Below are 18744 nucleotides of genomic sequence, written 5' to 3'. Positions count from 1 at the left end.
GGGGGTAACATGGGGTGTCCCGCCATACCGGCGCGGCTCGACAAGTGGAGGACCCGATGGCCCATTATTTCGAGATCAAGAAGAACAAGGCGGGCGAATATGTCGCCTATTTCAAATATAACAGCGAAACCATGTTCTGGACCGAAGGCTATTCGAGCAAGGCCTCTGCGGTGAATGCCATCGAGTCGATCAAGAAAAATGGTCCCGGCGCCGAAACGCGCGAGGTCGAATAGGATATCGACCAGGGGTGGAGCGGGCGTTCAGCGCGCTCGCGCCACCTTCAGCGCCGCGTCGCTGGCGAGTTGGTCGGCCAGTTCATTGTCGCCGTGCCCGGCGTGGCCCTTTACCCACAGCCATTCGATGCGGTGGCGTGCGGCCTCGGCAATAAGCCGCTGCCACAGATCGGCATTGGCGACCGGCTTTTTCGCGGCGGTTTTCCAGCCATTGCGTTGCCAGCCATGCACCCATTTGGTGATGCCGTCGCGGACATAGACGCTGTCGGTCGATAGCTCGACCGCGCAGCTGCGCTTGAGCGCCGCGAGCGCCTCGATCGCCGCCATCAATTCCATGCGGTTGTTCGTCGTGTCGGGCTCCCCGCCCGACAGCGTCTTGACCACATCGCCCCAGCGCAGCACCGCGCCCCAGCCGCCAGGGCCGGGATTGCCCTTGCACGCGCCGTCGGTCGCGACGATCACCGTCTTTGCGTCGCTGCTGCTCATGCGCCGGCGAACAGGCTGGCGGCGTCGGCAGCCTGGTAGCGGCGGAGGCGATTGAGGAAGGGCGAAGGATCCTTGCGCGTCACCAGCGCATCGGCAGGGGTGTGGACCCAGTCGTGCGCGCGGGTCAGCAAGAAGCGAAGCGCCGCGCCGCGCGCGAGCAGCGGCAGCGCGGCGAATTCCGCGTCGTTCAGCGTCACTTCGCTTGCGTATCCGCGCATCAGGGCGCCAGCGAGCGCCGGATCGCAGTCGCGGCCATCGTCCGAAAAGGTCCAGGAGGCATGCGTGACCGCGACGTCATAGGCGCGAAAATCGGTTGCCGCGAAATAGAAGTCGATGAGCCCGGTGACATGCTCCCCCAGCATCAGCACATTGTCGGGGAACAGGTCTGCGTGGATGACGTGCGCGGGAAGATCGGCCGGCCAGTGTGCATCGAGAAAGGCCAGTTCGTCCTCGACGATCGCCTGCAGTCCAGGCAGCACTGCGTCGAGATTGCCGGTGGCTTCGGCGATGCCGCGCCAGTGACGGTGGCCCATGCTGTTTTCGCGGGAGCCGTCATAGTCGGCGAGCGCGCGGTGCATGGCGCCCAGCGCCGTGCCGGCCGCCGCGCATTGGCCAGCGCTGGGATGGGTCAGCGAAATTCCCGACAGGAACTGGATGATGCACGCCGCGCGTCCCGAAATCTGCTGGATCGCGGTTCCGGCGCGATCCTTGATCATTGCGGGAACCGGGCAGCCGCGCGCCGCGAGATGGCCGAGGAGATCGACGAAGAAAGGCAGATCGTCCTCGCGCACCCGCTTTTCGTAAAGCGTCAGGATGAAGCGCCCGGCGGTGGTTTCGAGCAGGAAATTGCTGTTTTCGACGCCTTCGGCGATCCCCTTGCACGACAGCACAGTGCCGATGTCGTACCGCGCGACGAGCGCGGCGAGATCGTCGGGGTCTACGGCGGTGTAAACGGCCATGATCCGTCCCTATGCCGCTTCGGGCTCGAGCCCGCGAGGGAGCTTGAACACCATATTTTCCTCGGCGGTCACGACGACTTCCTCGCGGATCGGCCGGTGTGCGGCGACGGCGTCGATCACCTCGCGCACCAAAGTTTCGGGTGCGCTGGCGCCTGCCGTGATTCCGAGCGCCGCGATACCGGTCAGCCAGGCGGGGTCGATGTCGGTGCCGCGCTGAACGAGATGCGCAGGCGTTCCCATCCGTTCGGCCACTTCGACCAGGCGCAGGCTGTTCGAACTGTTCGGCGCCCCGATGACGATCACCCGATCGCAGGGGCCGGCGATTGCCTTCACCGCTTCCTGGCGGTTCGACGTCGCGTAGCAGATGTCCTCGCCGCGCGGTCCGCTGATCGTCGGAAAGCGATGCTGAAGCGCGGCGATGATGTCGCGGGTGTCGTCGACCGACAATGTCGTCTGGGTCAGAAAGGATAATTCGGCGCCATCCGGAGGGAGGAGTCCGGCGACGTCGTCGACCGATTCGACCAGCGTCATCGCCCCGTCCGGCAATTGGCCGAGCGTGCCGATCACTTCAGGATGCCCGGCGTGGCCGACGAAGATGATGTGGCGCCCCGCTTCATGCGCGCGCTCGGCCTGGCGGTGCACCTTCGACACCAACGGGCAGGTTGCGTCGATATAGTCGAGCCCGCGCGCCTCCGCCTTTGCGGGCACCGCCTTGGGGACGCCATGGGCGCTGAAAACCACCGGAACATCGTCGGGAACCTGGTCGAGCGATTCGACGAAGATCGCGCCTTTCGACTTCAGCGTTTCGACGACATAGCGATTGTGAACGATTTCATGGCGGACATAGACCGGCGCGCCGAAGCGTTCGAGGGCGAGTTCGACGATACGGATCGCGCGATCGACCCCGGCGCAAAAACCGCGCGGAGCGGCGATCAGGACCCGGAGTTCCGCGGTTTCGCCGTCATTCTGGCGCGTCGTTGCATGGGGATCGTTCATGATGGCCGCGCTCTAGCGCAGCGAGGCATATCGGGTAAAGCGGCTTCGTCCCCGTTGCGCCGCGTTCATCGCACCGATAAGAAGCGGCGCGCATGAAGCGGGATGACCGTCCCGACGCACCCCGCGCCTGTTTGGAAAGCCCGATCATCATGAAGCCCATTTCGACCTCGCCCCGTAAGTTTCTGGCTGTGCTGTGCGGCACGGCGGCCATGGCGGCGACGGCGGGCTGTGCGAAGGACAATGATCTGGACCTGAGCTCGGGCGTCGGCATTACGGCGACCCGCAGCGTCTGTCCGGCGATCGCGGTTCCGCTGCATACCGGCGACGTCACGCTGTTCGACCCAGCCGGGAGCCGCGATGCCGCCGCGATCGATGTCGTGGCGACGATCACCAACGTGACACCGCAATGCAATGACAGCGGCGACAAAGTGTATCAGCTCGCTTCGTTCGATGTCGTGGCGACCCGCCGTGAAGCCGGTCCGGCGCGGACCGTCACGCTTCCCTACTTCTCGACGGTCGTGCAGGGCGGAACCGCCGTGGTTGCCAAGCGCCTGGGCCAGGTCAGCGTGACCTTTCCCGACGGCCAGCTGCGCGGCACCGGCCGCGGTCAGGCCTCGGCTTTCGTCGATCGTACGGCGGCGACGCTGCCCGCCGATATTCAGGAACGCATCACCCGCCGCCGCCGCGCGGGCGACCAGGATGCGGCGATCGATCCGCTGAGCATTCCCGAGGTGCGCGCCGCCGTGCAGCGCGCCAGTTTCGAACTGCTGGTCGGTTTCCAGCTGACCCAGGACCAGCTCGAATATAACGTCCGACGATAGGTTGCGCGTCGGCGCGCGTCGGCGTGCCGTACGCTTCGTTTTCGCCCTGCGGCGCTCCTGGCAGCGGCGCGGGGCTTTTCGCGCCTGCCAAGCTGGGTTAGGGCGCGCTTGATCCATGTCAGAGTGAAGATAGGCCCGTTCCCGTGACTCTTTTCAGCCGTTTTTCCGATCATATCGGCGCCGCGCTCGACGCGCTTGCCGCCCGCGATGCGCTTCCGGCCGGGCTCGACCGCAGCGCGATCAGCGTCGAACCGCCGCGCGACCCCGCGCATGGCGACATCGCCACCAACGCCGCGATGGTGCTGGCCAAGCCCGCGGGCACCAATCCGCGCGCGCTCGCCGAGCTTCTGGCTGCCGAATTGGGCGCGCTCGACGAGGTGACCGAGGCGAGCATCGCCGGTCCTGGCTTCATCAACCTGCGGCTTGCCGATCAAAGCTGGCGCGACGAATTGGCGCTGATCCACGCCGCCGCCGGCGACTATGGCCGCTCGGCGACGGGCCAGGGGCGGCGGGTCAATGTCGAATATGTCTCGGCGAACCCGACCGGGCCGATGCACGTCGGTCATTGCCGCGGCGCGGTCGTCGGCGACGCGCTCGCCGCGCTGCTCGAATATGCCGGGCATGATGTGGTGCGCGAATATTATGTCAACGACGCCGGCGCGCAGGTCGACGTCCTCGCGCGGTCGGCGCATATGCGTTACCGCGAGGCGCTGGGCGAGGAGATCGGGACCATTCCCGAAGGGCTTTACCCCGGCGATTATCTGAAGCCCGTCGGGGCGGCGCTTGCCGCCGAATTTGGCGATCGCTTCGCCGGCGCACCGGAGAGCGACTGGCTTGTGCCGTTCCGTACCCGCGCGGTCGCGGCGATGATGGACATGATCCGCGCCGACCTCGCCAAGCTGGGTATCCATCACGATCTTTTTTCGTCGGAGGCCGAGTTGCAGGCGGCCGGCAAGCCCGCCGCCGCCGAAAAATGGCTGCGCGAACAGGGGCTGGTCTATGACGGTGTGCTCGAAGCCCCCAAGGGCGAAACCCCCGAGGATTGGGAGCCGGTCGAACTGCCGCTGTTCCGATCGACCCGGTTCGGCGACGATCAGGACCGGCCGATCAAGAAATCGGACGGCAGCTGGACCTATTTCGGCGCCGACCTCGCCTATCATTTCCAGAAAAGCCAGGATGCCGACGAGCTGATCGACATCTGGGGCGCCGACCATGCCGGGACGGTGAAGCGGATCAAGGCCGCGGTCGCGGCGCTGACCGGCGGAGCCAAGAAGTTCGACGTCAAGCTGGTCCAGATGGTCCGCCTGCTCAAAAATGGCGAGCCGTTCAAAATGTCGAAGCGCGCGGGCAATTTCGTCACCCTCGCCGATGTCGTCGACGAGGTCGGCAAGGATGCAGTGCGCTTTACCATGCTGACCCGCAAGGCCGATGCGCAGATGGATTTCGACTTTGCCAAAGTGGTCGAGGCGTCGCGCGACAATCCGGTTTTCTATGTCCAATATGCCCATGCCCGCATCGCGTCGTTGAAGCGCAAGCTCGCCGACGCCGGGATCGCCGCTGCAGAGCCGTCACCTGGCCGCTTGGGAGGCGAGGAACTGGCGCTCGTGAAGCTGCTCGCGCAGTTCCCGCGTGTGATCGAGGCGGCGGCGGCAGCGCGCGAGCCGCATCGTGTCGCCTTTTATCTCGGCGATGTCGCCGCCGCGTTCCACGCCTGGTGGAACATGGGTAACGATCGCCCCGATGCCCGTATCATATTGGCAAATGATCCCGAGTTGACCGCGACCCGGCTTTATTTGGCCGACGGAATCGGGCAGGTTATCCGCAACGGGCTGCACCTGATGGGGGTCGAGGCGCTCGAGGAGATGAACTGATGGGCGAAGACAGGGCTGCGGCGCAGGGGGAAACCGGTCTGGGACTGGACGAGGAAGATCGTCTGCCCTGGCTGGAGGCAGCCGATGGTTTTGAGGAGGATGGCGAGGTGTCGCCGGTGCGCCTGCTCGCCATGGTGCTCGGCGGTCTGATCCTGATCGGCGCGGTGCTGGGCGGCCTGTGGTGGATCCAGAACGGCGGTGCGCGCGATGGACAGGGCGACCTGATCGTCGCACAGCAGGGCGATTACAAGGTCGCGCCGGAAAATGACGCCGCCAGAACCTTCGAAGGCGAGGGCGATGCGAGCTTTGCGGTGAGCGAAGGCGCCGAACCGGCGGGCAAGGTCGATCCGACCCGTATGCCCGAGGAGCCCGCCGTAACCCCCGATGAGCGCGAGGCCGCGGCCAAGGCGGCGAAGAAGGCCGAGGCGGACAAGGCCGCAGAGAAGAAGATGGCGGACAAGAAAGCCCCCGCCAGCGAAACGACCAAGGCGGTTGCGCCAGCCAAGGCCGCGACCCCGCCCGCCAAGCCGGCGGCCGCGCCGTCCGGATCCTCGCTGATTCAGCTCGGCGCGTTCAGCAGCGAAGGTGCCGCGAACAAGGCCTGGTCGAACCTGTCGAAGCGCTTTGCCTATCTGGCCGATCTCAATCGATCCATTTCGCCCGCGAAGGTGGAGAGCGGCACCGTTTATCGGCTGCGCGTATCGGCGGGATCGACCGCGAATGCCGAAAGCCTGTGCGGGAAATTGCGCGTTGCGGGTGAAAATTGCGTCATCGTTCGCTGATTCGACCCGCCCGGTCGCAGACTCCGTTGGTCCGCGGGTTCGCCTGTGGCATAATATATGCTTGGCCGTTGCAGGGGGGATATCGGCGGATGGAGATTGACGCACGATGATACCCGCTATTTTCGGTCTGTCGGGACCAGTTCTGACCGATGACGAGCGCGCCTTTTTTCGCGACAGCAATCCGGCGGGGTATATCCTGTTCGGGCGCAACATCGAAAATCGCGACCAGCTTCGGCGGTTGACCGACGATCTGCGCAGCCTGGACGGCCGCGCGGGTTTGCCCATCCTGATTGACCAGGAAGGCGGCCGGGTCGCCCGCATGAAAGCCCCGGAATGGCCGGACTTTCCGCCGGGTGCTGTGTTCGATGCCCTGTATGAGCGGGCGCCGGCGAGCGCGATCGAAGCGGCGCGGCTCAATGCCATGGCGCTCGCCGCGATGCTGGCCGAGGTCGGGATTACGGTCGATTGCCTGCCGCTGCTCGACGTCCGCCAGCCGGGTGCCAGCGATGTGATCGGCGACCGCGCCCTGGGCAGCGAGCCGATGCGGGTCGCGGCGCTCGGCCGCGCGATTCTGGGTGGGCTTCAGGCCGGCGGTGTGATCGGCGTGGTCAAGCATATCCCCGGCCACGGCCGCGCGCTGCTCGATTCGCACAAGGAATTGCCGCGCGTCGCGGCGTCCGACCACGAGCTTCAGAGCGATTTGGCACCCTTTGCCGCGCTGCGCGATGCGGCGATGGCGATGACCTGCCATGTCGTGTTCGAAGCATGGGACGCCGAAAGACCCGCGACGCTATCGCCGGTGGTGATCGACACGATCATCCGTCAGCGCGTCGGCTTTCACGGCCTGCTGATGACCGACGATATCGACATGAAAGCATTGTCGGGAAGCATTCCGGCGCTGGCGGCCGAAGCGCTGGCGGCGGGGTGCGACATCGTTCTGAACTGCTGGGGCAAGATGGACGACATGGTCGGCATCGCGAAGGCGATCGATCCGATCCGTTCCATTTCGCTCGCGCGGCTGGAAGGTGCGATGGATCGCATCGCCGGAGCGTCCGATCTTCGTGAGTTTGCCGCGCTTGTCGACCAGCGCGACGCGCTGCTGGCCGTCGCATGAGGGGGGACTGAGCCCACGATGGACGAACTGCCGCTCGACTTTGACCTGGCGCCAGCGGCGGAGCGCGAAGATGCGTTGCAGATCAGTCTCGACAGCTGGGAAGGCCCGCTCGACCTGCTGCTGACGCTGGCGCGCGGACAGAAAGTCGATTTGCGGCAGATTTCGATTCTGGCGCTCGTCGAGCAATATCTGGCCTTCATCGCCGAGGTGCGCGCGCTCAAGCTGGAGGTGGCGGCCGACTATCTGGTGATGGCCGCGTGGCTTGCCTATCTGAAATCGGCGCTGCTGTTGCCGAAGGACCCGCTGGAAGAACCCTCGCCCGACGAGTTGGCGCTGCGCCTGCAACTCCGGCTCCAGCGGCTGGCGGCGATGCGCGAAGCGGCGGCCCGGCTGTTGACGCGCGACCGGGTCGGCCGCGACGTTTTCCTGCGCCCCAAGCCCGAAGGGCTGCGGGACGTGAAGGTTCGGCGATGGGACGCCAGCCTGTACGACCTGATCGCGGCCTATGGACAGGTGAAGGCCCGGACCGAGCCGGTCGTGCATATGGTCGCCCGGCGCCCGGTCATCACGCTCGATGCGGCGCTTCACCACCTGGAACGGATGATAGGGGTGAAACTGGACTGGGCGGAACTTTCCGATTTTCTGCCATCCGATTATGATGGGCCGTTGCGGCGCTCCGCGATCGCGTCCAGCTTTGTCGCCGCGCTCGAACTGGCGCGGCAGGGGCGGGTCGATTTGAAACAGGATGGAGCTTTCGAGCCGCTTTATTTGAAGGCAGCGCAGGCATGAACCAGATCGACGATCGCGAAAGGGCGATAGAGGCGATGCTTTTCGCCAGCGACGAGGCGCTCGAACCGCGCCACATCGCGGCGCGGCTGGGCGGCGAAATGACGCCCGGTGAGGTAAAGGCAATCGTCCAGGCCATTGCGGCGCGTCATGCGGGCGGCGGGATCGAACTCGTCGAGCGCGGCGGCGCATGGCATTTTCAGACGCCCGCCGACCTTGCCCACCTGCTCCGCCGCGAACGCGACGACCCGCGCAAGCTGTCGCGCGCCGCGTCGGAAGTGCTGGCCATCATCGCCTATCACGAGCCGGTAAGCCGCGCGGAGATCGAGGCCATCCGCGGCGTTCAGACCTCGAAGGGGACGCTTGACGTGCTGATGGAGGCCGAATGGGTCGCACCAGCGGGGCGACGCGAGGTTCCCGGGCGTCCGTTGATTTATAAAACGACCGACGTTTTTTTGCAGCATTTCGGACTTAGCAGCCGCAAGGACCTGCCCGGGATCGACGATCTGCGTGCGGCGGGGCTGCTCGATCCGGTCGACCTTGCTTTTGAAGCAGCGATGGACGAGCTGGACCTAGTAAAAGATGGCGAAGACGCCTAGATGGGGCGCTTCAAGGAGACGATGAATGGGTAGCTTCAGCATCTGGCACTGGCTGGTGGTCGGGATTCTCGTCCTGCTGCTGTTCGGCAAGGGCCGTTTCTCGGATATGATGGGCGACGTCGCCAAGGGCATCAAGAGCTTCAAAAAAGGCATGGCGGACGACGAGGAAGCGCCGACGGCGCCGAAGCAGATCGAAGGACAGCGCACGCCCGAAACGCCGGCGCCGACGGCCGACACGAAAACCCACTGATCGCGTTGCCCGCGGGGGAATAAACACCCATGTTCGATGTTGCGCCCACCGAGTTGTTGCTCGTCGTGGTGGTGGCCCTGGTCGTCATCGGCCCCAAGGATTTGCCCAAGGCAATGCGCTTCGTCGGAAAATGGATGGGCAAGGCGCGCGGCATGGCGCGGCATTTCCGATCCGGCCTCGATACGATGATGCGCGAGGCGGAACTCGAAGAATTGGAAAAGCAGTGGCGGGCGCAGAATGAAGCCATCATGCGCGAGTTTCCGCGCGTCGATGGGGTCGATGCGCCGCCTATGATCGCGGCAAGCGATACACCCGCGGGCGATCCCGGCGCGGATGCGAAGGTGGAGCCTTCAGCAGGGGGCGACGGCGCGAAGGAGGGCGGCGGCACGCAGGCCAAGTCTGCAGGCGGAACGCCGGATACCCACCCCGAAACCCACCAGGTGCCGCCGAAGGACGGCCCCCTGCCATGAGCAGTGACACGTCCCTCAGCCCCGAAGATGAGGAAGGCGCCGGCGGCAAAATGCCGCTGCTCGACCATCTGATCGAACTGCGATCGCGATTGCTGAAATCTTTGCTGGCGATCGGCGTCGCCTTTGGCGTCTGCCTTTATTTTGCCAAGCCGATCTTTGGTATATTGGTGCAGCCGCTGGTCCATGCCGGGCAGGGCAAGCTGATTTATACGCAGTTGTTCGAAGCCTTTTTCGTCGAGATCAAGGTCGCGCTGTTTGCTGCGATGATGATTTCGTTTCCGGTCATCGCCAACCAGCTTTGGAAATTCGTCGCGCCGGGCCTGTATCGACAGGAAAAGCGCGCGCTGCTGCCATTTCTGCTCGCGACGCCGGTGCTGTTCGCGATCGGCGCGAGCTTTGCCTATTTCATCACCATCCCGATCGCCCTGAAATTCCTGCTCGGCTATCAGGGCGATATCGGCGGCATTACACAGGAAGCACTGCCGTCGGTCGGCAATTATCTAAGCTTCACGATGCAGTTCATCATGGCGTTCGGCATCGCCTTTCTGTTGCCGATCCTGCTGATGCTGATCGAACGCTCGGGGCTCGTGACCCGCGAGCAGCTGGTATCGGCGCGGCGCTATATGATCGTTGCGGCGTTCGTGATCGCCGCCATTTTCACCCCGCCCGATATTTTGAGCCAGCTGCTCCTCGCGGTGCCGTTGACGCTGCTTTACGAACTGTCGCTTTTTGCGATCTGGTTTACGCGGCGCCGACGCAAAACAGGCGCCGAAACGGCGCCTGTCGAACCTCTCGAAGAGGTATAGAGTAAGGTAAGTAACCGGGGTCTCGTCAGAGAGCACGGTCTCCTGCTTCGCCAACCGATTCAATGTCGCGGCCGACGCCCTTCACCGTATTGCAGCCAGCGACCAGAAAGCTGGCAAGCAGGGTGAGAAGGATTGCACGGAAACTCGTCATAAATCACCTCTTTGAACCCGGAGAGCAAAATGGCCCGGCACGCTTCGAGGGGGGGGAGGGAATGCGGGCCGGGCCAATGTTGCTGAGCAGCGCTGCGGGGGGGCGATGATCGCTGCTCGAACGGGAAACGAGCGATGGCTTCCGAAAGTTCCCCAAAAAAAAGCTCCGATGAAAATATTTTTTCGATTCTTTTGAATCGCTTGGATTTCAGGGGCTTGTGCTAAAAGCTCGTCAGTCCGCTGAGCACCGCCAGGCCCAGGAACGCCAAGAATCCCATGGAATCGGTCGTCATGGTGACGAAAATCGAACTCGCCACCGCCGGATCCTGATCGAGCCGGTCCAGCAGCAAGGGGATCGCAACCCCCGCGACCCCGGCGACGAAGATGTTCACGATCATCGCCGCCGCGATCACGGCGCCCAATGCGGGGTTCGCAAACCACAGCGCGGTCGCGGTTCCGGCGATCAGCGCGATGGTGCCGCCGTTCAGCAGCGCGATCTTCATTTCGCGAAACACCGCGCGCCAGCTGTTCGAATCGGTGAGCTGGTTCATCGCCAGCGCACGCACCGTCACCGCCAGCGTCTGTGTTCCGGCATTGCCGCCAACCCCGGCGACGATCGGCATCAACGCGGCGAGCGCAACCATCTGTTCGATCGCGCCGCCGAAAAGACCGACGATCGAGGAGGCGACGAGCGCCGTGCCGAGGTTGGCGACCAGCCAGCGGACCCGCGCGCTATAGGTTTCGCGGATCGGTTCGTTGATGTCGCCGTCGCCGGCGCCCGACAGACGCAATATATCCTCGCCCGCCTCTTCCTGGATGATGTGGACAACGTCGTCGACGGTGATCATCCCGACCAGCCGCCCCGCCTTGTCGACAACGGCGGCCGAGATCAGCGCATATTTCTGGAAGCGCAGCGCCACCTCTTCCTGGTCCATGTCGACCGGGATCAGCGTCTGTTCGCGCTTCATCACGTCGGTGATCGCAATGTCGCGCGGGGTGCGCAAAATCCAGCTCAGCTGGCAGGTGCCGACCGGGCGGTGCATCGGATCGACGACATAGATTTCCCAGAAATCGGTGGTCAGGTCGCCGTCTTCGCGCAGCCGGTCGATCACGTCGCCGACGGTCACATGTTCGGGCACCGCGACATATTCGCGCTGCATCAGGCGCCCGGCCGTCTCCTCCGGGAAGGAAAGGGCGTCCTCGATCGCGGCGCGATCCTCGGGCTCCATGGCGCGCAGCACCGCCTGCTGCTCGTCGGCTTCCATATCCTCGATGATCGCGACGGCGTCGTCGGTATCGAGTTCGGAGGCGATTTCGGCGACCTGTTCGGGCGCGAGCAGGTCGATCAGCCGCTCGCGTACATAATCGTTCATCTCCGCCAGCACGTCGGGCGACACCATGTCCCCCAGCACCGCGGCGAGCAGCGGGCGGTCCTCGTCGGACACAAGTTCGAACAGGTCGGCGATGTCGGCGGGGTGAAGGCGGCCGACGCGCTCGCGCGCCGCTTCATCCTCGCCCGCCTCGGCGAGGTCGATGACGTCGCGGACGAACTCGGGCTTCAGCCGGTCGTCTTCGTCGAGCTCGGTCGCGGTTTCACGGGGCGGCATGTCGCGCTCGCGCTCGTCGGCGATGAGGGTGTCCTCGACAGGCAGGGGGTGTTCGCGTTCGTCCATCGCGCGGTCCTCCCTGGTCAGTGCGGCGTCCGATCCTTCCCCTAGAGCCCGCGCCGCTTCATGGCAACGCCGCGCGCGCGGCCGCCGTAATTAATGCGTGGCATTGTGGCTGTCGCCCGCTATGGCACCGCCCAATCACAACCCGCAGGAGCCAAACATGTCCGAACAGACGCTCACCCTTTCGCTTTCGACCGGCGATGTCGTCATCCGTCTGCGCCCCGATCTTGCCCCCCAGCATGTCGAGCGCATCACCACGCTGGCCAAGGACGGCTTTTACGACGGTGTGGTCTTTCACCGCGTGATCGACGGCTTCATGGCGCAGGGCGGCGACCCGACGGGCACCGGCATGGGCGGCAGCGACCTTCCCGACCTGCCCGCCGAATTCAATGCAGAACCGCATGTTCGCGGCACCTGTTCGATGGCGCGCGCGATGAACCCGAACAGCGCGAACAGCCAGTTTTTCATCTGCTTCACCGACGCGCGCTTCCTCGACAATCAGTACACCGTCTGGGGCGAAGTGACCGAAGGCATGGATAATGTCGACGCGCTGCCCAAGGGTGAACCGCCGCGCGAACCCGGCAAGATCGTCAAGGCGACCGTCGCCTGATTGATAAGATGATGGCGAGCGCCCCGGCGGTGTCCGGGGCGCTCGCCACTTTGCGGCGATCAATCGCCGATAAATGCGTTCAGCCGCTCGCAAGCGGCGACCCAGTCCTCCTTGAACGCTTGCACCACCTGACCAGCGCTCATCGCTTCGTTCATCAGCCCGACGCCCTGGCCCACCCAATAGGTTGCGAGCTGTTTGGCGCCCTCGTGGCCACCCTCTGACAATTTGTCGACCTTGCGTAGAGCGGGTTCGGCGACAAGCGACTGGAGCGGCATCGGAAGCGGCCTGGGGGCGCCTTCGACTTCCCACGCATCGGTCCATGGCGAACGAAGCTGGCGCGAAGGTTTTCCGGTGCGGCTTTTCGAACGCACGGTATCGCGCGCGCTGGCGGCGAGCATCTTGTCCTTCACCACCGGATTGGTTTCGGCCTCGGCGGTGGTCAGCCATACCGATCCGCACCAGGCCCCATGCGCGCCCATCGCCATTGCCGCTGCCATCTGGCGTCCGGTAACGATCCCGCCGGCGGCGAGGATCGGGGTGTTTGCACCGACCGCCGCGACTGCCGCCGCGACCTCGGGTACCAACACCATCGTCGCGACCTCGCCGCAATGGCCGCCAGCCTCTCCGCCCGCGACGACGAGAATGTCGACCCCGGCACGGACCTGGGATAAGGCATGGTCGCGGGTGCCGACCAGTGCCGCGACGGGCACATTGTGGCGTTTCCCGAGGTCGAGCATCAGCGGCGGCGGAACCCCCAGCGCGTTGGCGATCAGCCGGATGGGGTGACGAAAGGCGACCTCCAGCAACTGCGCGGCGCCATCCGCGTGCATATTGTCGCCAAAGCTCTGGCGCGCTGCCATCGCCTCGTCGAGGCCTGCCGTATCTATGCCATGCCGCGCGAGCAGCCCGGCGGCGAAATCGCGGTGCGCGTCGGGGATGGCCGGTCCCGCGGTCGATGCCTCGCCCTTTCCGGCAAAGCTGTTCGGGACGATCAGGTCGACGCCATAAGGCTTCCCGCCGATATGGGCGTCGATCCATGCCAGTTCCTCTTCCAGTCGTTCGGGTGGCAGGGCGGCGGCGCCGAACACGCCCATGCCGCCTGCTTTCGAGACGGCCACGACGACGTCGCGGCAATGCGAAAAGGCGAGCAGCGGAAATTCGATGCCGAGCAGGGCGCAAATGGGGGATTGCATGAGAACCTCTCCGTTTCGTTATGGAACCTATGTCAGCGTTGGTTGACGTAAACGTCAAGTTGATTTGCGCGCGTCGGCGAGTATCGCGAGGGATATGAGCAATTTTTCCCTGCCCGACTTTGACCTCGACGCTTTTGTCCGCGCCACGCTGGCCGAAGATCTGGGGAGCGGGGGCGACATCACCTCGATGGCCGTCATTCCTGCCGCAGCCGGTTTTTCGGGCGTGATGGACAGTCGCGATTCGGTTGTGGTTGCGGGGCTTCCGATCGCCGCGCGCTTCTTTCGGGCGCTCGATCCCGCAATGCGTATCGAAATTTTGGTCGACGAAGGCGCCGTGGTCGCGGCGGGTGCCGACCTGATGCGCCTGTCGGGCAATGCGCGCGCCATGCTGACCGCCGAGCGGTCGGCGCTCAACACCGTCCAGCATCTGACAGGGATCGCGACGATGACCCGGCAATATGTCGATGCGCTCGCCGGAACGGGCGCGACTTTGCTCGACACGCGCAAGACGATACCGGGCCTGCGCCTGCTGGAGAAATATGCGACCCGCATGGGCGGCGCGACCAACCACCGCATGGGATTGTGGGATGCGGCGATGATCAAAGACAATCATGTCGCGGTCGCCGGTTCGGTCGAGGCGGCGCTGCGCCGCGCGGTCGATGCCGGAATCGCGCGCATCATCGTCGAGGTCGACCGCGTCGATCAGGTCGAACCGGCACTGGGCGCCGGGGCGACGCATTTGCTGCTCGACAATATGAGCCTCGATCAACTGCGTTCGTGTGTTGCTATCGTCGGCGGGCGCGTTCCGACCGAGGCGTCGGGCGGCGTGCGTCTGGACACGATTCGCGCAATCGGCGAAACCGGTGTGACCTATGTGTCGGTCGGCCGGCTCACCCAATCGGCGCCTGCCGCCGATGTTGGGCTCGACTTTGCGTTGGTCTGATTTCGCGTCCGATGCTCCCGCCCGGGCGGGGGAGAAAGGAAGAAATGTGGGGGGAGGGGCTGGATATCCGCCTTTTCGGCTGGCCAGGGCAAGCCTGGCCTTGGCAGGGCTTTTGGCACTGGTGCCGACCGCCGCGATTACTCAGTCGATATCATGCGTCGCGCCCGATCGCCTTTCGGTGCCGCGTCTCGAACAGCCCCGCCGCGGCGAAGCGGTCCGCAAAACGCCAATAACCGGCTATCTGCTCAGCCTTAGCTGGTCGCCGCAGCATTGCGCCGGGGTTCGCAATCCGAAGGGCGCGCGGGACCGTTTCCAATGCTCCGGCGAAGCGGGCCGCTTTGGCTGGGTCCTGCATGGGCTGTGGCCTGAAACCGATCATCCCGGCTATCCGCAGTGGTGCCGGCCGGCGCGGATCGTGCCGCAACCGGTGCTGCGTCGGCACATGTGCATGACCCCTTCGGTTCAGCTTTTACAACATGAATGGGCGAAACATGGAACCTGCATGAGCCCGAATCCCGCCGCCTATTTTCGGGCGGCCGAAATATTGTTCGGTGTGGTCCGTTTCCCGGACATGAAGAAATTGTCGTCGCACCCCCAGACCGCAGGAAGCGTGCGCCGGGCCTTTGCCGATGCGAACGAAGGCATTTCGGCACCGATGATCGGGGTGACGGTCGATCGGGACGGTTGGTTGAAGGAGGTCCGCTTGTGTCTGGGCGCGCGGATGCGGCCCCAGAGATGCAAGCCCTTTCAAGCCGGAGCGGATGAACGCCGCCGCGTTCGCGTTCGTCCGCTGGGATAAGGCGCCCGCAGGGGTAAGAAATGGCGCGGCAGCCGTCCCACGCCGGGACGGTGTGGGCGTTAACACTCTTTTAACCTTACCGACAGGTTAAGATGGGCATAGCCTGCGTTCGATGGACTCGGACGATCATATCAACATCCGCGAACGCATCCGGGCGCATGGCGCGCGGCAGATGGTGATCGCGCGGCTCGCCGCTCCCGCCGACTGGCAGGGCGAACTGCGCCGCGCATTGGCATCCGAACGCGAAACCCGGTCGATCTGGTCGCGTGGCGGGGACGGCCGTCTATTCTTGCAGAGTTTCGCGATCTTTTTCACCGCGACGATGATGTTCCTGATCTGACATGGCGCTTGCGCTGTCGATGGACGATGCCCCCTTCGTCCCGGGCTCTTAGGAGCAGGGTTTTTAGAGTAACAGGGAACGGCTGGCCACGCACGGCTCGGCGTCCAGCCGATTCAGAGGTTTAGTCGCACGCCTTGTGCAGTCGCCACGCAAGCCAGGCCGAGACGAGGCACATGACCGCAACCATCAACAGTGTATCGTCGATGGTCAGCCCCAGCGCGATCAGGACGCTGAGCAGCAGCGTCGCGGCGACCATGAAGCCCGAATTGACGATATTGTTCGCCGCGACGGTTCGTGCGGTCTGGGACTTGGCGACGGTCGTGGTCAGAAAGGCGTAAAGCGGGACGACGAACATGCCCCCGGCAATGGCGATGCCGAGCAGGTCGAGGAGGATCCGGTCGCCCGCCGTTATCGAAAGAAATTCGCGCCAGCCCATCAGGCTGTCATCGGCATGTTTCCATCCCTTTACCGACCACCAGAGATCGAGCACGAACAGGCCCATGACGATCACCGATCCGGGCGAATAGCGGGCGGAAACCTGTCCCTTCAGCAGGCGATTGACCACGATCGAGCCGACCGCGACGCCAACCGAGAAGATGGCGGTGAACATGGTCGCGACCGTTTTGTCCGCGCCCAGCGCGTTTTTGACGAGCGGCGGGAACTGCGCGGCGAGAATGGCGCCGATCGCCCAAAAGAAGCTGATCGAAACAATGGCGAGAAACAGGCGCGGGATGTGCATCGTCGAATTGACGAGGCGCCATGAGGACCGAAAGACATTGTGGTCGATCACCAGATTTTCGGCCTCTGCCTCGGGCGGCGCGGCAGGAACATAGGTGGCGGTCAGGCGCCCGATGATGGCGACAATGATGATGCCCACCATCGCAAAGTGCGGCGGCGTCAGCCCGCCCACGATCGTGCCGCCGAGAATCGCGATATAGGTTCCGGCCTCGACCCAGCCGGTGCCGGCCAGCACCTGATCCTCGTCCAGATGCTGCGGAAGAATGGCGTATTTGATCGGGCCGAAGAAGGTCGAATGCACCCCCATGGCGAACAGCGCGAGCAGCATCAGCGGGACGTTGTGCAGCCAGATGCCGGCCGCCCCCGCCAGCATGATGCCGATCTCGGCGCTTTTGATGATCCGGATGATCTTCGTCTTGTCGCTGCTGTCGGCCAGTTGCCCGGCGAGCGCGGAAAAGAGGAAGAAGGGCAGGATGAACAGCCCACCCGCCAGCGCGTTGAACCAGGCTTCGGTTTCGGGATCCTTGTAGATGGTGAAGGTCACGAGAATGACCATCGCCATCTTGTAGAAATTGTCGTTGAAGGCGTTCAGGAACTGGGTTGCGAACAGGGGCAGGAACCGGCGTTGCCCCATCAGCGCAAAAGAACCGGTCATGCAAATCCCATCCATTTGGTCCAACGGCACGCCATCGCTCGCCAGCAAGGGCAAATCGGTTGTCGCGCGGCGGGCTTATCGGCTAGGGGGATCAGGGTCAAAGACCAATTTGAACCATCCATGCCGCCCGAGCGGGAAACAGGGATCATGCTGAGCCTTCCCAATTTGTTGACCTTGTCGCGAATCCTGGCGGTTCCCATCCTGCTGTTCCTGCTGTGGCCGGGGGTGGCCGAAGGCACGCATCAGCCGAGGCCGCTCGACTATGCGCTGGCCTTTGGCCTGTACTGCCTGATGGGCATTACCGATTATTTTGACGGTTATGTTGCGCGCGCGCGCGGGATCGTGTCGCGGCTGGGCGCCTTCCTCGACCCGATCGCCGACAAGATCATGATCGCCGCTGTGATCCTGTTGCTCGTATTCACGCGCGACATCGACGGATATCACGTTATCGCCGCACTGATGATCCTGCTGCGCGAAATCATCGTGTCGGGGCTGCGGGAGTTCCTCGCGACGTTGCAGGTGTCGATGCCGGTCACGCAGCTCGCCAAATGGAAGACGACCTTTCAACTCGTCTCGTTCGGCGCGCTGATTTTGGCGGGGGCATTGCCCGCGATGGAATGGATCAAGACCGTCGGCCTCGCGACATTGTGGGGGGCCGCGGTGCTGACGCTGATCACAGGCTGGGACTATCTGCGCGTCGGCCTCAAGCATATGGACTGACGTGGTGGCGCTGCACCTGTCCTATTTCGCGTGGGTGCGCGACCGCATGGGGATGGCCGAAGAGACCGTCGAGCCACCCGCCGGCATCGAGAATATCGCGGCGCTGATCGCGTGGCTGGCGGCGCGCGACGGGCGCGGAGCGCGCGCCTTTGCGGACGAGGGGCGCATTCGTGTCGCGATCGACGGGCGCATGGCCGGACCCGAATCGGTGATCGCGGGCGCGCGCGACGTCGCGCTTTTCCCGCCGGTAACGGGGGGGTGATCCGGGTCGCGGTTCAGGTGGCGGCGATCGACGTCGCGGCCGAGTTCGACCGCCACGATGCGGGCGGGCACGGAGCAAGCGCGAGTTTCATCGGGCGGGTGCGCGGCGATGATGGGCTGGTCGAGCTGTTCCTCGATCATCATCCGGAAATGACCGAGGCGGGGCTTGCGGAACTGGCCCGGCACGCCGCGGCGCGCTGGTGCCTGTCGGCGCTAACCCTGATCCATCGGGTCGGGGCGATGGGGCCGGGCGATACGATCGTGCTGGTGATCGCCAGCAGCCCGCACCGTGCCGAAGCGCTGGCAGCGAACGAATTTCTGATCGACCGGCTGAAGACCGACGTGATGCTGTGGAAACGTGAAAGCTTTGCCGACGGGCGAGCCGCATGGGTCGAGCAGCGCGAAAGCGACCAGGATCGTGCGGCGCGGTGGGCGGCCGAGGGCGGCGATGCGCCGCGGACTTGACGTCCCGCCACCGCCCGCCCCGGGGCC

24 protein-coding genes are annotated in these 18744 nt (G+C 64.6%); 17 read left to right on the top strand and 7 right to left on the bottom strand.

The genetic code is table 11. The features are described 5' to 3' along the window. Positions 1-56: 56 nt before the first annotated feature. Positions 57-233, top strand: a complete 177-nt coding sequence (locus U0S50_RS05635) for a YegP family protein (RefSeq protein ID WP_242777811.1) — start codon at positions 57-59, stop codon at positions 231-233. Between the two features lie 27 nt (positions 234-260). Here the strand turns inward: U0S50_RS05635 and rnhA are convergent, their stop codons facing one another. From rnhA to ispH, 3 genes are read right to left on the bottom strand one after another with little or no spacing between them, the layout of a single operon-like run. Beyond that, positions 261-719: a ribonuclease HI gene (rnhA, locus tag U0S50_RS05630; RefSeq protein ID WP_322307777.1), complete on the bottom strand. Its 459-nt coding sequence runs from the start codon at positions 717-719 to the stop codon at positions 261-263. After that, complete coding sequence (thrB, locus tag U0S50_RS05625) at positions 716-1678, bottom strand: homoserine kinase (protein ID WP_322307776.1); 963 nt, start codon at positions 1676-1678, stop codon at positions 716-718. The genes rnhA and thrB overlap by 4 nt, the downstream gene beginning before the upstream one ends. Positions 1679-1687: 9 nt before the next feature. Continuing rightward, entirely contained in the window at positions 1688-2674 is a 987-nt protein-coding gene (gene ispH / locus U0S50_RS05620) for a 4-hydroxy-3-methylbut-2-enyl diphosphate reductase (RefSeq protein ID WP_322307775.1), read from the bottom strand. Positions 2675-2823: 149 nt separating this feature from the next. On the opposite strand from ispH, the gene U0S50_RS05615 reads away from it, so the two are divergent. The 9 genes from U0S50_RS05615 (at position 2824) to tatC (ending at position 10173) form a co-directional block, all read left to right on the top strand. Then, entirely contained in the window at positions 2824-3495 is a 672-nt protein-coding gene (locus U0S50_RS05615) for a hypothetical protein (protein ID WP_322307854.1), read from the top strand. Between the two features lie 143 nt (positions 3496-3638). After that, positions 3639-5366, top strand: coding sequence for an arginine--tRNA ligase (gene argS / locus U0S50_RS05610; RefSeq protein WP_322307774.1), 1728 nt, complete (start codon positions 3639-3641; stop codon positions 5364-5366). Continuing rightward, a complete protein-coding gene (locus U0S50_RS05605; RefSeq protein WP_322307773.1) occupies positions 5366-6148 on the top strand; it encodes an SPOR domain-containing protein in 783 nt (260 codons plus the stop codon). The genes argS and U0S50_RS05605 overlap by 1 nt, the downstream gene beginning before the upstream one ends. Positions 6149-6254: 106 nt before the next feature. Continuing rightward, complete coding sequence (gene nagZ, locus U0S50_RS05600; protein WP_322307772.1) at positions 6255-7262, top strand: beta-N-acetylhexosaminidase; 1008 nt, start codon at positions 6255-6257, stop codon at positions 7260-7262. 18 nt (positions 7263-7280) lie between these two features. Then, on the top strand, positions 7281-8051 hold the full coding sequence (locus U0S50_RS05595) for a ScpA family protein (RefSeq protein WP_322307771.1): 771 nt from the start codon (positions 7281-7283) through the stop codon (positions 8049-8051). Continuing rightward, positions 8048-8647, top strand: a complete 600-nt coding sequence (gene scpB, locus U0S50_RS05590) for an SMC-Scp complex subunit ScpB (protein WP_322307770.1) — start codon at positions 8048-8050, stop codon at positions 8645-8647. Before U0S50_RS05595 ends, scpB begins: the two co-directional genes overlap by 4 nt. Positions 8648-8672: 25 nt before the next feature. Then, positions 8673-8897 (top strand): twin-arginine translocase TatA/TatE family subunit, encoded by a 225-nt coding sequence (locus tag U0S50_RS05585; RefSeq protein ID WP_322307769.1) that lies wholly within the window; start codon positions 8673-8675, stop codon positions 8895-8897. A 29-nt stretch (positions 8898-8926) separates the two neighbouring features. Further along, positions 8927-9367 carry a Sec-independent protein translocase protein TatB gene (gene tatB / locus U0S50_RS18520; protein ID WP_416194956.1) on the top strand — a complete coding sequence of 147 codons (441 nt, stop codon included), beginning with the start codon at positions 8927-8929 and terminating at the stop codon, positions 9365-9367. Continuing rightward, complete coding sequence (tatC, locus tag U0S50_RS05575) at positions 9364-10173, top strand: twin-arginine translocase subunit TatC (protein ID WP_322307768.1); 810 nt, start codon at positions 9364-9366, stop codon at positions 10171-10173. Before tatB ends, tatC begins: the two co-directional genes overlap by 4 nt. Before the next feature lie 25 nt (positions 10174-10198). Here tatC and U0S50_RS05570 read toward each other — a convergent pair whose 3' ends face one another. Beyond that, on the bottom strand, positions 10199-10324 hold the full coding sequence (locus U0S50_RS05570) for an entericidin A/B family lipoprotein (protein ID WP_322307767.1): 126 nt from the start codon (positions 10322-10324) through the stop codon (positions 10199-10201). A 220-nt stretch (positions 10325-10544) separates the two neighbouring features. Continuing rightward, a complete protein-coding gene (gene mgtE, locus U0S50_RS05565; protein WP_416194955.1) occupies positions 10545-11996 on the bottom strand; it encodes a magnesium transporter in 1452 nt (483 codons plus the stop codon). A 157-nt stretch (positions 11997-12153) separates the two neighbouring features. Between mgtE and U0S50_RS05560 the strand changes: the two genes are divergently transcribed. After that, positions 12154-12603 carry a peptidylprolyl isomerase gene (locus U0S50_RS05560; RefSeq protein WP_322307766.1) on the top strand — a complete coding sequence of 150 codons (450 nt, stop codon included), beginning with the start codon at positions 12154-12156 and terminating at the stop codon, positions 12601-12603. Positions 12604-12662: 59 nt separating this feature from the next. On the opposite strand, the gene U0S50_RS05555 is transcribed toward U0S50_RS05560, so the two are convergent. Next, on the bottom strand, positions 12663-13796 hold the full coding sequence (locus tag U0S50_RS05555) for a nitronate monooxygenase (protein ID WP_322307765.1): 1134 nt from the start codon (positions 13794-13796) through the stop codon (positions 12663-12665). 94 nt (positions 13797-13890) lie between these two features. On the opposite strand from U0S50_RS05555, the gene nadC reads away from it, so the two are divergent. From nadC to U0S50_RS05540, 3 genes are all read left to right on the top strand, one after another. Continuing rightward, complete coding sequence (gene nadC, locus U0S50_RS05550; protein WP_322307764.1) at positions 13891-14739, top strand: carboxylating nicotinate-nucleotide diphosphorylase; 849 nt, start codon at positions 13891-13893, stop codon at positions 14737-14739. A gap of 100 nt (positions 14740-14839) precedes the next feature. After that, on the top strand, positions 14840-15538 hold the full coding sequence (locus tag U0S50_RS05545) for a ribonuclease T2 family protein (RefSeq protein WP_322307763.1): 699 nt from the start codon (positions 14840-14842) through the stop codon (positions 15536-15538). 112 nt (positions 15539-15650) lie between these two features. Further along, a complete protein-coding gene (locus tag U0S50_RS05540; protein ID WP_322307762.1) occupies positions 15651-15878 on the top strand; it encodes a hypothetical protein in 228 nt (75 codons plus the stop codon). 121 nt (positions 15879-15999) lie between these two features. On the opposite strand, the gene U0S50_RS05535 is transcribed toward U0S50_RS05540, so the two are convergent. Continuing rightward, complete coding sequence (locus tag U0S50_RS05535) at positions 16000-17271, bottom strand: MFS transporter (RefSeq protein WP_322307761.1); 1272 nt, start codon at positions 17269-17271, stop codon at positions 16000-16002. Between the two features lie 147 nt (positions 17272-17418). Here U0S50_RS05535 and pgsA point away from each other — a divergent pair, with 147 nt between their 5' ends. From pgsA to U0S50_RS05520, 3 genes are read left to right on the top strand one after another with little or no spacing between them, the layout of a single operon-like run. Further along, positions 17419-17991, top strand: a complete 573-nt coding sequence (gene pgsA, locus U0S50_RS05530; protein WP_322307760.1) for a CDP-diacylglycerol--glycerol-3-phosphate 3-phosphatidyltransferase — start codon at positions 17419-17421, stop codon at positions 17989-17991. Between the two features lie 4 nt (positions 17992-17995). Then, a complete protein-coding gene (locus U0S50_RS05525; RefSeq protein WP_322307759.1) occupies positions 17996-18253 on the top strand; it encodes a MoaD/ThiS family protein in 258 nt (85 codons plus the stop codon). After that, positions 18250-18717, top strand: a complete 468-nt coding sequence (locus tag U0S50_RS05520) for a molybdenum cofactor biosynthesis protein MoaE (protein WP_322307758.1) — start codon at positions 18250-18252, stop codon at positions 18715-18717. The genes U0S50_RS05525 and U0S50_RS05520 overlap by 4 nt, the downstream gene beginning before the upstream one ends. The last annotated feature ends 27 nt before the right edge of the window (positions 18718-18744 follow it).

Source organism: Sphingopyxis sp., assembly GCF_034380315.1.
Classification (GTDB): Bacteria; Pseudomonadota; Alphaproteobacteria; order Sphingomonadales; family Sphingomonadaceae; genus Sphingopyxis.
The sequence above is the reverse complement of the archived record's forward strand: the minus strand, read 5'-3'. Positions and strand labels throughout refer to the sequence as shown.